This window comes from Streptomyces noursei (genome assembly GCF_016917755.1).
Classification (GTDB): Bacteria; Actinomycetota; Actinomycetes; order Streptomycetales; family Streptomycetaceae; genus Streptomyces; species Streptomyces yunnanensis.
In genome coordinates this window covers 2,255,734-2,268,504 of sequence record NZ_CP070326.1, presented here as the reverse complement: position 1 = coordinate 2,268,504, position 12,771 = coordinate 2,255,734, and the positions used below count along the sequence as shown (strand labels likewise).

The window sequence follows — 12,771 nt, the reverse complement described above, 5'->3', positions numbered from 1 at the left end:
AGCGACGTAGGGACAAGTGCCCCCTAGCCCGTACGAGTGCCCCCGTGCCGCGCCGTCTACGCCCCGCCGGCCGTCCGGGCCGTGCCATCCGCGCCAGATCCGCCAGCACCGCCTCGGCACGTTCCTGCCGGGCCCGGGCGAGGCGCCGCTCCACCCGCGCCGACCTACGCCTGACGACGGGTCATATCACTGCCTGGAAATGCGAGCCGGCCGCGCCGACAAGATGAACAGCCTTACCACCAGAGCTAGTTGACGCGACGACAGGCATTGATCCGGTGACGCGGTCCTGGCCGCGGGCGCCCTCGTCATGCGCTGCGCCGGACCGGACGAGGTCGCCCGGCTGCGCACCGCCCGCGCCGATGAGAGGTGAGGTGCCTGATCCGGATGGGCGCCGTGCCGCAGGAAGCCTGCCCGGGGGCCATCCGGCAACGGGGCGAACAGGTCATCCCGCGCTTCACCGGACCCGGCCCGGCCCGGTGCCCGCCACCCGCCCGGACGCTCTGTGATCCCCACTTCTACCCCTGTCCGAGCCGGAGAAAACGCGGAATCCCTCGCCGTGAAGGGCAGGAAGTGAGGTCGATTCCGTACCCCACAGGAAAAACAGTCGTGACCATGGGGTGTCTGCAGAATATTTTTCACCGACCCCACTTGAACGGGCGATCCTTGGCTGGTTACGGTGTCCCCACAGGACGATCTACCGCCGGAGGGCAGTCATGACGGAAATTCTTTCGCCTGTGGGTGTCCGGGGCGGCACCCTGTCCGATGAGTCCGTGGTCGCGCACCCCGCCTGGCCCGTGCTGAAGGACGCCATCGAGAGCATCCGCCCGTGGCAGTCCAAGGACGGTGCGATCGACCTCGCCGCGGACGGCGCGCCCAGCGCCGCGGCCGTGCGCCACGAGGTCGACTGCGCCATAGCGGCCATCCGCGAGCTCGCCCCGCTGCTGCCGCACAACGCCGCCTACCACCAGGCGCTCGTCGACGATCTGCGCCGCTGGGCCGACGAGGGCTTCGGGATCCCCGACTTCCTCGACTCGCTGCTCGCCTTCCAGCCCGCCCAGCAGCGCGCCGACGGCCTCCAGCACCTCGTCGTCTTCCCCATGTACACCCAGAACGGCAACCCGAACCGCAACTTCGAGGCCGTCGTGCTGCGCATGGTCTGGCCGGACTGGCTCGCCGAGCTGGAGCGCACCCGCTACGACAACCCCCTGTTCTGCGGGATCACCTTCGAGGACTTCACCGCCGGCTACGACACCAACTCCGCCGTCCTCTTCCCCGAGACCATCGCGGTCCGCCAGGCCCCCGAGCGGTTCAGCTGGGGCGGTATCTTCTGCGACCGTGAGGCCGCCCGCTTCCGCCGGGTCAGCGAGGCCGCCGTGGAGATCCTCGGCGTCGAACTCCCCGCGGACATCGCGGCCATGCTCGATGACCAGCAGCGCTGCCAGCAGGCGTTCGTCCTCTGGGACATGATCCACGACCGCACCCACAGCCACGGCGACCTGCCGTTCGACCCGTTCATGATCAAGCAGCGGCAGCCGTTCTGGATGTACGGCCTGGAGGAGCTGCGCTGCGACCTCACCGCCTTCAAGGAGGCTGTGAAGCTGGAGGCCGAGGGCTACCCGCAGGCCCGGGACGTGCAGTTCGCGGTGATCTTCGACCGGATGTTCCGCTTCCCGGTCACCGGCGACCGGGTGCGCAATTATGACGGCCTCGGCGGCCAGCTGCTCTTCGCCTACCTCCACAAGCACGACGTCGTACGCTGGACGGACAACACACTGCACATCGACTGGGAGCGGGCGCCCAAGGTCACCAACCAGCTCTGCGGTGAGATCGAGCAGCTCTACCGCGACGGCATCGACCGGCCCAAGCTGGTCCACTGGTTCGCCGCCTACGGCCTCGTCTCGACCTACCTCGCCCCGCACCCGGGCTCGGTCTGGGCCAAGGGTCCGGACGCCCTCAACCTGGACCAGCCGCCGCGCAAACTCGTGGACGACGTGCTTCCCGACGAGTTCCCGCTGAGCATGTTCTACGAGGCGCTCGCCAAGAAGCTGCGCTCCGTGATCGCCTCGACCAAGGGCATCACCGCCCACAGTGAAGCACCGGCGGCGGCGTGACGAGCGTGCGGACCGAGCAGGATCAGAACATGCAGCACAGCGATCGGAACACCCGGCCGACGGCCGTCCAGGGGCAGGACGAGGAGGCGACGGAGATGGTTACTTCGACGGGCGGCCAGGGGCCGCTGGAGGGTGCGGTCATCGCGGTGGCCGGAGCGGCCGGCCCGGCGGGCCGCGCCACCCTGCTGCGGCTGGCCGAGGCCGGGGCGGTGGTGGTCGGCTCGGACGCCAACCCCGAGCGGCTGGCTGAGGCCGTTGACGCGGCCCGCTACGCCCACGGCGGCGCCACGGTCATCGGCGAGACCGTCGACCTCCTCGACCTCGACCAGACCCGCGAATGGGCGGCCCGTACGGAGAAGGAGTTCGGCCGGGTGGACGGCGTCGTCCACCTCGTCGGCGGCTGGCGCGGCTGCTCGACGTTCACCGAGACCGACCTGGCGGACTGGGACACCCTGCACAAGCTGCTGATCCGCACCGTCCAGCACACCTCCCTCGCCTTCAGCGAGGCGCTCGAACGCAGCGGCAACGGCCGCTACGTGCTGATCAGCGCGGCCGGCGCCAGCAAGCCCACCGCGGGCAACGCCGCCTATGCCGCGTCCAAGGCGGCCGCCGAGGCGTGGGTCCTCGCCATGGCCGACGGCTTCCGCAAGGCGGGGGGCGAGGGCGGACCGCGCGCCGCGGCTGCCATCCTGATCGTGAAGGCGCTCGTCAACGACCAGATGCGCGCCGAGCGACCGAACGCCAAGTTCGCGGGCTTCACCGACGTCACGGAGCTGGCCGAGGCCATCGCCGGTGTCTGGGACCGGCCCGCCCAGGAAGTGAATGGACAGCGTCTGTGGCTGACCCCCAAGCCGTGAACCGGGCGAAGACCGACGCCCGGCAGCACCACGACCCGCAGATACGCGGCTTCGCCAGCGACAACTACGCCGGTGCGCACCCCGAGGTGCTCGCCGCGCTCGCCCTCGCCAACGGCGGCCACCAGGTCGCCTACGGCGAGGACGACTACACCGAGCACCTCCAGCGCGTCTTCCGCAGCCACTTCGGGCAGCGCGCCCAGGTGTTCCCGGTGTTCAACGGCACCGGCGCCAACGTCGTCGCGCTCCAGGCGGTCACCGACCGCTGGGGTGCGGTGATCGCCGCCGACACCGCGCACATCAACGTCGACGAGTGCGGTGCCCCGGAGCGGATCGGCGGCCTCAAGCTGCTCACCGTCCCCACCCCGGACGGCAAGCTCACCCCCGAGCTGATCGACCGCCAGGCGTGGGGCTGGGACGACGAGCACCGCGCCATGCCGCAGGTCGTCTCGATCACCCAGAGCACCGAACTCGGCACCGTCTACACCCCGGACGAGATCCGCGCCATCTGCGACCACGCCCACGAGCGCAACATGCTCGTCCACCTCGACGGCTCCCGGATAGCCAACGCCGCCGCCACCCTCGACGTCCCCATGCGCGCCTTCACCAACGCCGTGGGCGTCGACATCCTCTCCTTCGGCGGCACCAAGAACGGCGCGGTCTTCGGCGAGGCCGTCGTGGTCCTCAACCCGGACGCGGCCCGTGCCATGAAGCACCTGCGCAAGCTCTCCATGCAGCTGGCGTCCAAGATGCGCTTCGTCTCCGTCCAACTGGAGGCGCTGCTGGCCAAGGACCTCTGGCTCCGCAACGCCCGCCACGCCAACACCATGGCCCAGCGCCTGGCCGCCGGCGTCCGCGAGATCCCCGGCATCGAGATCCTCTACCCCGTCCAGTCCAACGGCGTTTTCGCCCGCCTCCCGCACGAGGTCAGCGAACGTCTCCAGAAGCGCTTCCGCTTCTACTTCTGGGACGAGCAGGACGGGGTGGTCCGCTGGATGTGCGCCTTCGACACGACGGAGTCCGACGTGGACGCGTTCCTTTTGGCGATCCGCGAGGAGATGGGCCGCTAATGGGCCGCTAGCGGCCCGTTTTTCCCACGTTTTTGGCTTTCCCCGCCGTAGGGGTTCGCCTTGTGCGCCTGCGGCGCCGGGGCCGCCTGGCGGCGGGGTGTTTCGTTGTCCGCTGCGCGGGGCGGGTCCGCTGCGCGGGGCTGTTCGGGTGCGGTGCCGGGTCTGCGGGGCAGGGGTTGACCGGACTGCTGCGCTTTACGTCCGGTCAACCCCTGCCCCGCAGACCCGTCCCCTCCCGTGGGTGGTCATGGAGACGGTGGGTGGGGGCGTATGCCGGTGGTCTCCTGCGGGTTCGTTGTGGAGTGGTGACCGTCAGCGGACCACCGGCGTCAGCTCCCGTGTGCCTGTCTTTCTCTCCCCTCAACGGGAGGTGACGGGTCTGCGGGGGTGGTGTGCAGGACGTAAAGCGCAGCAGTCCTGCACACCACCCCCGCAGGCCCGTCACCGCACCCGACAGCCCCGCGCAGCGGACAACGCGACAACCCGCCGTCAGGCGGACACGGCGGACAACGAAACAACCGCCGTCAGGCGGACCCCGCAGGCGCAGATAGCGGCGGCGAACCCCTACGGCGGCGGTAGCCGACAACGCGGGAAGCCAGTCCAATACGCTGGACCGAGGGGTATCGTTTGCTGAACCGCCCGTCGGCATGCTCCAATGCCGGGGGAGGTCGTCGCTCGGCCTCGACTTTGGTAGATGTTCCCGAGAGCTCCGAGGTACGGCCCATGATCCGCACCCTGCACGTCGCCGACGAGGTGCGTGCCCTCGCGCCCGGTTTCGGCTGTCTCGCCGTGGAGGCGCACGGCCTGACCAACGGGCCCAGCGACGAGTTCAGTTCGGCGCTGCTGGACGAGGCCGCCCGGCGGCTCGTCGCGCGGCTCGACGGCCGGGCGCCCCAGGACGATCCGCACATCGCCGCCTGGCGCGCCGCGTACACCGCGTTCGGCTGCAAGCCCTCCCGTACGCGCAATTCCGCCGAGGCGCTCGCCAAGCGTGCCCTCGCAGACGGCGGGCTGCCGCGGATCAACCGGCTGGTCGACGTCTACAACGCGATCAGCGTCGCGCACCTGATCCCGGTCGGCGGTGAGGACCTGGACCGCATCCAGGGGGAGATGCGGCTCGTCCGGGCCGTCGGCGACGAGCCGTTCGTCACCGCGGCCGGCGGGGCGGAGGTGGTGGAGCACCCCGAGGCGGGCGAGGTGGTCTGGTGCGACGACGAGGGCGTGACCTGTCGGCGCTGGAACTGGCGGCAGGGCGTGCGCACCCGGCTCACCGAGGAGTCGGTCAACGCGCTCTTCCTGCTGGAGCGGATGGCGCCGATGACGTGGGACGAGCTGCGGACCGCGGGTACCGAGCTCGCCGAGGCGCTGGAGAAGGCGTGCCCGGGTGCCCGAGTCGAGGTGGGAGAGGTCTGGGCGCAGGAATCCTGAGCCCGGGAGACTATGCGCGGCCGCCGGGGGCCGGGGCCGTGCCGCCGAGGTGGGCCGGGATCCACCAGGTGTCCTCGGCGTCCCGGGGGCGTACGGGGTAGGCGCGCTGGGCGGCCTCCAGCAGGTCCTGGACGCGGGCCCGCAGCCGGTCGGTGATCTTCTCGGCCTGCTCGGCCGGGTCGGCCTCGACCGGCTCGCCCACCCGGATCGTTATCGGGAAGTGCTGGCGGCCCAACTGGCGCTTGTGGCCCTTGGTCCACAGCCGCTGGGTGCCCCACAGCGCCATCGGGAGCAGCGGGACGCCGGCCTCCTGGGCCAGCCGTGCCGCGCCCGACTTGAAGGTCTTCAGGGTGAACGACTCGGAGATCGTCGCCTCCGGGAAGACCCCGATGATCTCGCCGGAACGCAGCGCGGAGAGCGCGTGCTTGTAGGCGTGCATGCCCTGCGTCCGGTCCACCGGGATGTGCTTCATGGCCCGCATCAGCGGCCCGGAGACCTTGTGGCGGAAGACCGATTCCTTCGCCATGAAGCGCACCAGGCGCTTGGCCGGGCGCGCCGCCAGCCCGCAGAAGACGAAGTCCAGATAGCCGATGTGATTGCTCACCAGCACCGCCCCGCCGCGCTGCGGGATGTGCTCGGTGCCGGCGATGTCGAACTTCAAGTCCATCGTCTTGAAGAGCGTGCGGGCGGCGCCGATGACGGGCGGGTAGACGAACTCGGCCATGTCCGGGGGACCCCTTCTCTGTGCCTGGGGAGGGTTCTCCCGGCGGAAACCTACGCAGTCGTAACTCTGCGGCTTCGGAGATCGTGCCCGATGTCCGCCCCGGCGGCCAGCGCCCGAGCCCCCCGGAGCGGGAGATTCTCGTCACGTGGGCGGGGAAAACCGCAGGTCTCGGCCGGTTGCCCGCCGTAGGAGAAGGTACACCTCGCCCCCGGGCAGCAGCCCGCCGTCGGGGGCGATCCGCTGTTCCGCGGGGGCGGACCCCCGCCCGCCGACGTCCGGTGGGCGATCCCGGGAATCTTTGTGGTCGCCAGAGCGCTGCACCCTGGGATGACGGGGACGGCAGGGCGCCTCGTGTGCGTCGCGGTGCTCGTGGCGGCGGGCCCGGCGCCCTGGGCCTGTCCTCCGTCGCCGCGACGGAGGGACGTAAGGAAGGACGAAGGTGCGCAAGCGGGACGACGAGGCGCGGCTGGATGCCGCGGGGATCGGTGCGGAGCTGGGGGAGCGGGCGACCCTCGTCCAGTTCTCCAGCGCTTTCTGCCAGCCCTGCCGGGCCACCCGGCGCATCCTCGCCGAGGTCGCCGGGATGGTCGACGGCGTGGCCCATGTGGAGATCGACGCGGAGGACCGGCTGGAGCTGGTGCGGCGCCTTGGCGTCCTCCGCACGCCCACGGTCCTGGTGCTCGACCGGCACGGTGCGATCGTCCGCCGCGCCTCGGGCCAGCCGCGGAAGGCCGACGTCATCGCGGCGTTGGGGGCGGCGGTCAGTGATTGATCTCCCAGATGTCCGGCGGCACTTGACGCTGCGGGGCGCGCCTCGTCAGCCTGACGTGATGCGGCCAGGAATTCCCCTCCTTCTGTACGGACGCGCACACGTCGACCTTCTGCGGACCGCCAGCGCGCGCTGTCCCGGCGCGTGAGCAGCGACGACACCCCTGCCGCCGCCCGCCGTTCGGCCGCCGGCGGCCCCGCCCGGGCTCGTAGCCCACAGCAGAAGGACAACTCCATGACGGCCTCGCCCGATGTCGGCACGCCCCGCACCGCCTCCCCCGAACTTCTGCGTTCCGTCTTCCGTCAGCACGCCGCGGGCGTCGCGGTGATCACCGCGGCCGGTTCCGGACCCGTCGGCTTCACCGCCACCTCCCTCACCTCCGTGGCCGCCGAGCCCCCGCTGCTCTCCTTCGGCATAGGCACCGGCGCCTCCAGTTGGCCGACCGTCTCCGAGGCCGAGCACATAGGCGTCCACATCCTCGGCGAGCACCAGCAGGAGCTGGCCGCCACGTTCGCCCGCAGCGGCGCCGACCGGTTCGGCCCGGCCACCTCCTGGCGCACCGGCCCCGAGGGCGTGCCCCTGTTGGACGGTGTGCTGGCCTGGTTGGTGTGCAGGGTCGTGGCCCGGATCCCGGCCGGCGACCACCGGATCGTGCTCGCCCAGCCGGTCGTCGGCGACCCCGCGGGGCCGGGTCGGCCGCTCCTCTACCACCAGGGCCGCTTCAACGCGTTGCGCGACTGACGGGTTCCTCCGGACCTGCTTCGTCGCCCGGTCGGGGCCGTTGGGAAGGTCACATTTCGACGGCCTTGATTCGGGGCGACAGAGTGTATGTACTGGCGAGTAATATGACGGTCGGCGCGGGGATCCGTATCCGACCGGGAGCCGCCCCGTGAGGCGCCTATGCTGCCAGCACAAGGCAGTTCTGAAGAGACGAAGCAGGTAGGAGAGCCGGCGTGAGCTTGAGGATCGTTGTCTGTGTGAAGTACGTGCCCGACGCCACCGGCGACCGGCACTTCGCCGAGGACCTGACCGTCGACCGGGACGACGTGGACGGTCTCCTCTCGGAGCTCGACGAGTACGCCGTCGAGCAGGCCCTGCAGATCAAGGAAGCCAACGACGGCGAGGCCGAGATCACGGTCCTGACCGTCGGTCCCGAGGACGCCACCGACGCGCTGCGCAAGGCGCTGTCGATGGGTGCCGACAAGGCCGTCCACGTCGAGGACGACGACCTGCACGGCACCGACGCGCTCGGCACCTCGCTCGTGCTCGCCAAGGCCATCGAGAAGACCGGCTACGACGTCGTGGTCTGCGGTATGGCCTCCACCGACGGCACCATGGGCGTGCTGCCCGCGCTGCTCGCCGAGCGGCTCGGCGTCCCGCAGGTGACCCAGCTCTCCCAGGTCGCCGTCGCCGACGGCAAGGTCACCGGCCGCCGGGACGGCGACACCGCCAGCGAGCAGCTGGAGGCCGCGCTGCCGGCCGTCGTCTCCGTCACCGACCAGTCGGGCGAGGCGCGTTACCCCTCCTTCAAGGGCATCATGGCGGCGAAGAAGAAGCCGCTGGAGACCCTGGACCTGGACGACCTGGACATCGAGGCGGACGAGGTCGGCCTGGAGGGCGCCTGGACCAAGGTCGAGTCGGCCGACGAGCGCCCGGCCCGCACCAAGGGCACGATCGTCACGGACGAGGGCGAGGGCGCCAAGCAGCTCGCCGAGTTCCTCGCGGGCCAGAAGTTCATCTAGGCCGCGGGGCCGGGGCCCGGCCCCGGTCCGGCACCGCTTCCGTGGTCGGGATCGGGCGTCATCTCCCGCCTCCCCGCCCGCAATTGACGGTCCGTCGGAACCATCCGTCCTCCCTTCGCCCGCACTCTTCCTGCAGGAGCAATTCCCATGGCTGAAGTCCTTGTCTACGTCGACCACGTGGACGGCGCCGTCCGCAAGCCCACCCTCGAACTGCTCACCCTCGCCCGCCGCATCGGCGAGCCGGTGGCCGTGCACCTCGGTGCCGGCGTGGACACCGCCGCCCCCGTGCTCGCCGAGCACGGCGCGGTGAAGGTCCTGGCCGCCGACGCCCCGGAGTTCGCCGACTACCTCGTCGCCCCCAAGGTCGACGCGCTCCAGGCCGCCTACGACGCGGTCTCGCCGGCCGCCGTCCTGCTGCCGTCCTCCGCCGAGGGCAAGGAGATCGGCGCCCGCCTGGCCGTCCGCATCGGCTCCGGCATCATCACCGACGCCGTGGACGTCGAGGCCGGCGACGAGGGCCCGGTGGCCACCCAGTCGGTCTTCGCGGCCTCGTACACCACCAAGTCGCGGATCACCAAGGGCACCCCGGTCATCACCGTCAAGCCCAACTCCGCCGCCCCGGAGGCCGCCCCGGCCGCCGGCGCGGTCGAGCAGCTCGCGGTGACCGTCGCCGACGCCTCCAAGGGCACCAAGATCGTCTCGCGCACCCCGCGCGAGTCGACCGGCCGCCCGGAGCTGACCGAGGCCGCGATCGTGGTCTCCGGTGGCCGTGGCGTCAACGGCGCCGAGAACTTCCCGGTCATCGAGGCGCTCGCCGACTCGCTCGGCGCGGCCGTCGGCGCCTCCCGCGCCGCGGTGGACGCCGGCTGGTACCCGCACACCAACCAGGTCGGCCAGACCGGTAAGTCGGTCTCGCCGCAGCTGTACATCGCGGCGGGCATCTCCGGCGCGATCCAGCACCGCGCCGGTATGCAGACCTCGAAGACCATCGTCGCCATCAACAAGGACGCCGAGGCGCCGATCTTCGACCTGGTCGACTACGGCGTGGTCGGCGACCTCTTCGACGTCGTCCCGGCGCTCACCGACGAGGTCAAGTCCCGCAAGGGCTGACCCGGCCGGGCCCGCCGAGGCCGACCGGCACCGCATGGCCGAAGGCCCCGTACGCACCGGACGTACGGGGCCTTCGGCCGTGCGGCTTCCTTCCGGCCGCTGTCGCGGTCAGTCCCCGGTCTCGCCGTCCAGCGCCTCGCGCAGCAGGTCCGCGTGCCCGTTGTGCCGCGCGTACTCCTCGATCATGTGGACGTACACCCAGCGCAGGTTGAGGGTGCGGCCGCTGGCGGTGGTGAAGGTCTCGTCCAGGTCGCGGCCGGCGGCCACCGCGTCGCAGGCCGCGATCTCTGCGCGGAAGGCGGCGTGCTCCGCCTCGGCCCGGGCCGGGTCGAGGTCGTCGAAGTCGGCGTCCGGGGCGTCCTCGGTGAAGTAGAGGCTGTCGATCTGCTCGCCGGCGAACCGCTGCCGGAACCAGACGCGTTCGACGTAGGTCAGATGACGCACCAGGCCGAGCAGGGTGAGCGGGGACGGCGGGGTGGTGGCCCGGGCGAGCTGTGCGCCGGTGAGGCCCGCGCACTTGCTGAGCAGGGTGTCGCGGTGAAAATCGAGCCAGCCCTGCAGCATCGCGCGCTCGCTCGCCGCGGCGGGTATGTCCCGGCGTTCGATCCGGGGTGCGGTCCATGTCATGACGGGGATTGTGGGGTGCGGCGGCGGGTCGCGCCAGGGAGTTGTCGGGGCGGTGCAGGCCGGTGACCTGGGTCGGCACGACCGGGAAGGGTGTTGACCTCACCAACCGACAGCATTAGCTTCGCTATGCGGATTGTTGATTCCGTTAGACGGAAATGCTCGGGTCGATGGCGGCAGCGGGCACAAGCACCGGGAGGGTACCGAAATGGGGCAGCAGGAGACCGTGGCGACGAGCCTCGCGGACACCGTACGCGAGGGCATCGGAGCCGCCCTCGCCCAGGTGGACGCCGACCTGGCGCGGCGCTACCCGGGGGACCCCGGCACCCGCCAGCCGATCCACACGGTCTACGTACCCGGCGACGCCTTCACCGCCGGCACCCTCCGGTCCTGGGGCGACCAGGCGCTGGCCATGCTCGACGAACACGCCCCCGACGCCACCGCCCTCGCGGGCGTCCTCGGCCTCTCCGACGAGCTCGCCGGCCCGGTCTACGAACGGGTCCGTGCCAAGCTGGAGCGCGAGCCCGTCGAGGACCTGCGCATCGACTTCGAGGACGGCTACGGCCTGCGGTCCGACGCCGAGGAGGACGAGACCGCCGCCCGCGCCGCCGCGCTGGTCGCCGCCGCGTACCGGGACGGCACCGCCGCCCCCTACATGGGCATCCGCATGAAGTGCATGGAGGCGGCCGTCCGCGACCGCGGCATCCGCACCCTGGACGTCTTCCTCACCGGCCTGATGGAGGCCGGCGGCCTGCCCGACGGCCTGGTCCTCACCCTCCCCAAGGTGACCTACGCCGAGCAGGTCACCGCCATGGTCCGACTGCTGGAGGCGTTCGAGAAGGCCCGCGGCCTCGCGCCCGGCCGGATCGGCTTCGAGATCCAGATCGAGACCACCCAGGCGATCCTGGGCGCCGACGGCCGCGCCACCGTCGCCCGCATGATCGAGGCCGCCGAGGGCCGCGCCACCTCCCTCCACTACGGCACCTTCGACTACAGCGCCTCCTGCGGCGTCAGCGCCGCCTACCAGGCCAGCGACCACCCCGCCGCCGACCACGCCAAGGCCGTCATGCAGGTCGCCGCCGCCGGCACCGGCGTCCGCCTCTCCGACGGCTCCACCAACGTCCTGCCGGTCGGCCCCACCGCCCAGGTCCACGAAGCCTGGAAGCTGCACCACGGCCTCACCCGCCGCGCCCTGGCCCGCGCCTACTACCAGGGCTGGGACATGCACCCGGGCCACCTCCCGACCCGCTACGCCGCCGTCTACGCCTTCTACCGCGAGGGCCTGGAGAGGGCCGCCGCCCGGCTCGCCGCCTACGTCGCCAAGGCCGGCGGCGATGTCATGGACGAGCCCGCCACCGCCAAGGCCCTCAGTGCCTACCTCCTCCGCGGCCTCGACTGCGGCGCCGTGGACGCCGCCGAGGTCGCCCGCCTCACCGGCCTCACCCGCACCGACCTCGACGGGCTGGCGGGGCGGGGGGTGGTGTCGGCCTGAACCCCTCGTCGCGCTGCACCAGCCGCTTCGACGCCTCGTTCGGCTCCCCTAATTCATCGCCGGCACGCCGCAGCGCGGTCGCGAACTCGTCCTGACTCATGCGCAGGCCCATCCGTACGGCCCGCAGCACATCATTCGGCACCGCAGCTCGTCGTCATGACGTCCAAGCTAGACAGAACGACCGTCAAATGACACCGGTTTGACGCCCATCGGGGCGTCACGGACGCCTCTCCGAGTGACGCCCCGGCGACGCCCGAAGTGTCGTCGTCACGCCCGTTCGGCAGCGAGAACATCGAACGCGCCAAAGGGGTCGAGGGAGAGGGCGGTACATGACCGAACGCAAGAGGGGAACCCCGGGGAGTGGCGTCGGCGCGGCGGCCCATCTCGCGCTGCCGGCGTCGCAGCCGACTCCTGTCGAAGGCTGTGCCGCCTGCGGCGCCCTCGCAATACAGCGAAAGGCCGCCGCCGAGCAAGGGGACCTGTCCGCGGTGACGGACGCCAACGTACGGCTCCGGAATCACCGCTCCCACTCGGGGAGCCTCCCGTGACCATGACCCTGCGTGTCTCACGCGACTCCGGCAGAACGTGGGAAGCCGCGATCAGCTACCCCGTCAGCACCACCCGAAGGTCACTGCTCCCGGACACCTCCGGCACGTGGCCGCCCTGCAAATGCCCACGCTGCAAACGAACTTCGGAGGATTCCGTCCCCGTCCGCCCGGAGCGGCGGTAGGCGGGCAGCCCCCGACCGGACAAGGTCCGAACAGGGGAAGGCCGTTCCCCGTCTGAGCTGACGCGCTCAGGTTCGCCCCCGGTCCGCCCTTGAGCGGGTGCCGCCCTGGCGGTGAGG

General features: G+C 71.4%; 11 protein-coding genes and 1 pseudogene. 9 read left to right on the top strand and 3 right to left on the bottom strand.

Annotated features, from left to right (window positions below; translation table 11 throughout):
• The first annotated feature begins 713 nt into the window (after positions 1–713).
• The 4 genes from JNO44_RS10010 to JNO44_RS09995 all read left to right on the top strand — a co-directional run bounded on the left by JNO44_RS10010 (position 714) and on the right by JNO44_RS09995 (position 5,463).
• Positions 714–2,111, top strand: a complete 1,398-nt coding sequence (locus tag JNO44_RS10010) for a DUF6421 family protein (protein ID WP_205363131.1) — start codon at positions 714–716, stop codon at positions 2,109–2,111.
• A 29-nt stretch (positions 2,112–2,140) separates the two neighbouring features.
• Positions 2,141–2,968: an SDR family NAD(P)-dependent oxidoreductase gene (locus JNO44_RS10005; protein ID WP_420882630.1), complete on the top strand. Its 828-nt coding sequence runs from the start codon at positions 2,141–2,143 to the stop codon at positions 2,966–2,968.
• Positions 2,965–4,035: a threonine aldolase family protein gene (locus tag JNO44_RS10000; RefSeq protein ID WP_328285912.1), complete on the top strand. Its 1,071-nt coding sequence runs from the start codon at positions 2,965–2,967 to the stop codon at positions 4,033–4,035. The genes JNO44_RS10005 and JNO44_RS10000 overlap by 4 nt, the downstream gene beginning before the upstream one ends.
• 723 nt (positions 4,036–4,758) lie before the next feature.
• Positions 4,759–5,463, top strand: coding sequence for a B3/B4 domain-containing protein (locus JNO44_RS09995; protein WP_205363129.1), 705 nt, complete (start codon positions 4,759–4,761; stop codon positions 5,461–5,463).
• A gap of 10 nt (positions 5,464–5,473) precedes the next feature.
• On the opposite strand, the gene JNO44_RS09990 is transcribed toward JNO44_RS09995, so the two are convergent.
• A complete protein-coding gene (locus JNO44_RS09990) occupies positions 5,474–6,187 on the bottom strand; it encodes a lysophospholipid acyltransferase family protein (protein WP_205363128.1) in 714 nt (237 codons plus the stop codon).
• A gap of 439 nt (positions 6,188–6,626) precedes the next feature.
• Between JNO44_RS09990 and JNO44_RS09985 the strand changes: the two genes are divergently transcribed.
• From JNO44_RS09985 to JNO44_RS09970, 4 genes are all read left to right on the top strand, one after another.
• Positions 6,627–6,959: a TlpA family protein disulfide reductase gene (locus JNO44_RS09985; protein ID WP_189856532.1), complete on the top strand. Its 333-nt coding sequence runs from the start codon at positions 6,627–6,629 to the stop codon at positions 6,957–6,959.
• A 231-nt stretch (positions 6,960–7,190) separates the two neighbouring features.
• Complete coding sequence (locus JNO44_RS09980; RefSeq protein WP_067353998.1) at positions 7,191–7,697, top strand: flavin reductase family protein; 507 nt, start codon at positions 7,191–7,193, stop codon at positions 7,695–7,697.
• Positions 7,698–7,909: 212 nt separating this feature from the next.
• Positions 7,910–8,698, top strand: a complete 789-nt coding sequence (locus tag JNO44_RS09975) for an electron transfer flavoprotein subunit beta/FixA family protein (protein ID WP_073447283.1) — start codon at positions 7,910–7,912, stop codon at positions 8,696–8,698.
• 147 nt (positions 8,699–8,845) lie between these two features.
• Entirely contained in the window at positions 8,846–9,808 is a 963-nt protein-coding gene (locus JNO44_RS09970) for an electron transfer flavoprotein subunit alpha/FixB family protein (protein WP_067354003.1), read from the top strand.
• Positions 9,809–9,916: 108 nt separating this feature from the next.
• Here JNO44_RS09970 and JNO44_RS09965 read toward each other — a convergent pair whose 3' ends face one another.
• Positions 9,917–10,435: a DinB family protein gene (locus JNO44_RS09965; protein ID WP_205363127.1), complete on the bottom strand. Its 519-nt coding sequence runs from the start codon at positions 10,433–10,435 to the stop codon at positions 9,917–9,919.
• A gap of 205 nt (positions 10,436–10,640) precedes the next feature.
• Here JNO44_RS09965 and JNO44_RS09960 point away from each other — a divergent pair, with 205 nt between their 5' ends.
• Entirely contained in the window at positions 10,641–11,924 is a 1,284-nt protein-coding gene (locus JNO44_RS09960; protein WP_205363125.1) for a DUF6986 family protein, read from the top strand.
• On the opposite strand, the pseudogene JNO44_RS43335 reads toward JNO44_RS09960, so the two are convergent.
• Positions 11,911–12,036, bottom strand: a pseudogene (locus JNO44_RS43335) (XRE family transcriptional regulator); the annotation flags it as partial. The gene JNO44_RS09960 and the pseudogene JNO44_RS43335 overlap by 14 nt on opposite strands.
• Positions 12,037–12,771 lie beyond the last annotated feature (735 nt).

Coding starts and splice junctions, on each gene's coding strand:
- JNO44_RS09980 (WP_067353998.1), top strand. CDS start 7,191: ATGACGGCCTCGCCCGATGTCGGCACGCCCCGCACCGCCTCCCCCGAA.
- JNO44_RS09990 (WP_205363128.1), bottom strand. CDS start 6,187: ATGGCCGAGTTCGTCTACCCGCCCGTCATCGGCGCCGCCCGCACGCTC.
- JNO44_RS09970 (WP_067354003.1), top strand. CDS start 8,846: ATGGCTGAAGTCCTTGTCTACGTCGACCACGTGGACGGCGCCGTCCGC.
- JNO44_RS09965 (WP_205363127.1), bottom strand. CDS start 10,435: ATGACATGGACCGCACCCCGGATCGAACGCCGGGACATACCCGCCGCG.
- JNO44_RS09995 (WP_205363129.1), top strand. CDS start 4,759: ATGATCCGCACCCTGCACGTCGCCGACGAGGTGCGTGCCCTCGCGCCC.
- JNO44_RS09960 (WP_205363125.1), top strand. CDS start 10,641: ATGGGGCAGCAGGAGACCGTGGCGACGAGCCTCGCGGACACCGTACGC.
- JNO44_RS10005 (WP_420882630.1), top strand. CDS start 2,141: ATGCAGCACAGCGATCGGAACACCCGGCCGACGGCCGTCCAGGGGCAG.
- JNO44_RS10010 (WP_205363131.1), top strand. CDS start 714: ATGACGGAAATTCTTTCGCCTGTGGGTGTCCGGGGCGGCACCCTGTCC.